Genomic DNA, 1,797 nt, shown 5'->3' on the forward strand with positions numbered 1-1,797 from the left:
GTCCTGGCCCGTATCAACGAGCACAAGATCAACCGGCTCCATGAACTGTTGCCATGGAACTGGCAACCTCTCACAGATCTTCACAAACAGGCCGCATGATTAATGGCGGCCTTAAGCGGCCGGTTACCGAACGTCAGACGCAGCGGGTGGTTCTGGCGCGCAACCTGATCGGGACGCTCAGGGACCGCGAGGTCCGGGAAGTCGGAGAGCGGCTGGCCGTCGAGACGGGACGGACGTTCAGCCAGTCGGCTTCAGGTGAGTATGTGACGGGCACCTATCGTCAGCGCATGGTGCTGGCTTCGGGTCGCTATGCGATGATCGATGACGGGCTCCAGTTCCAACTCGTGCCCTGGACGCCATCGCTGGAGAAGCGGCGTGAACGGCATGTGTCCGGGGTTGCGCGCGGTGATGGCGGAATCGACTGGAGCTTTACCCCAATCAGGGGACTGGGATTGTAAGTCATGTAGCGGACAGATACAGTATAGCTCTTGGGTTAAAATTAGAAATCCTGAAAGGTGAGAGGCTCTGGATTTTTATTGAAAATTAATTCAATTCAATGTTAGTAAAGCCTCTTTTCTAATAAAAAAGTATGAAATACTATCCATATCATATCCCAATGATCTTGATGGTGATGAACTTAAAATGTCATCTAGTCTGCGTAAATATTTATTCTCTATCTCGACTTTGTCTCCAAGGCGCCAAATAAACGAACTTTGCCTAAATAAACGAATTAAATTATCGTATTCAGAATTTTCTTCAAATATATCCCATAATTTTTTATGGTAACGATCAAATAACCCCATTAATCGTTGTCCACTAAGGAAATGATATGCTTCTATAGTATTGTTCTTTATAGATTCTTTGTCCATACCGTTTTTAGGGAAATACCTACTTAATGCCCGCATAAAATTATAATAATCTGAATTTTTATGTAGCATAATATCCTGCAAAATATTACTTTTTAGCTTATCATCCTCTTCGTCGTACATTTCTATTAGTATATTGTTAGATAGGATAGAATGGTCTTCTTTCTGTGACTTCTTTAATATTTTCTTAAACTCTCTAATGCGCCGTACTTTATCTTCGATATTTTGAGCAATGACAAATTGGGCATGAAGCGCACTGGCTGAATTCCTTTCAATCCGGATTACTTCACGAGCATGCCCTAAAGCTTTATTATTTTCCCCCATATCTATATAACAAAGTACGCGTGTCATAAGAACGGATTGTTTTTGACGATTGGTCAGGGAGGACAAATCTATAAGATTACATTGTTCGATGGCTTCCGGATCTCTATCTTTCATTCTTAAGAAATAAGCTAATTTAATTCTTAAAGAAGTTGTCTCTTTTCGAAATTCTTCGCATGAATCAAGCTGATTTATAGCATGAAGGCAAAAAGAAATTCCGCTTTTAAATCTACTACAGTGTGATAATAATCCGGCGAATGAGACAGATAGGCGGGCAACTGCTCTTGATGTCTGTGCATCCATCTGTAATCTTGCTGAATAAAATAGTCGAAATATCAACTCAAAGCAATTTTCGACTTCAGATTCACCTGTGGTGGGATCGGTTATTTTTCTTGCAAACAATGAGTGACTTATTGTTCCATGACGCCATTCATCGCCAAGGCAGACATTTAAGGCTTTTTCATCGATACCACTAAGATCTATGGTAATCCCCCCATAAAAAGAGTGGCTTTTGAATGAGAATTTTCTCAGCGTAAGGATGAGGAGATTCTGATGAAGAGTGATCGCTTTACTGACGCGCAGATCATGGGTGTGATCCGCCAGGCTGAGG

Annotated in this window: 2 protein-coding genes; one reads left to right on the forward strand and one right to left on the reverse strand. The window is 42.1% G+C overall.

Translation table 11 applies throughout. The features are described 5' to 3' along the window. The first annotated feature begins 53 nt into the window (after positions 1-53). On the forward strand, positions 54-458 hold the full coding sequence (locus tag F1542_RS00425; RefSeq protein WP_408886205.1) for a DUF3363 domain-containing protein: 405 nt from the start codon (positions 54-56) through the stop codon (positions 456-458). A gap of 90 nt (positions 459-548) precedes the next feature. On the opposite strand, the gene F1542_RS00430 is transcribed toward F1542_RS00425, so the two are convergent. Further along, a partial coding sequence (locus F1542_RS00430) for a tetratricopeptide repeat protein (protein WP_408886206.1) occupies positions 549-1,797 on the reverse strand: 1,249 nt, incomplete at its 5' end.

The organism is Komagataeibacter sp. FXV3 (genome assembly GCF_015155755.1).
Classification (GTDB): domain Bacteria; phylum Pseudomonadota; class Alphaproteobacteria; order Acetobacterales; family Acetobacteraceae; genus Komagataeibacter.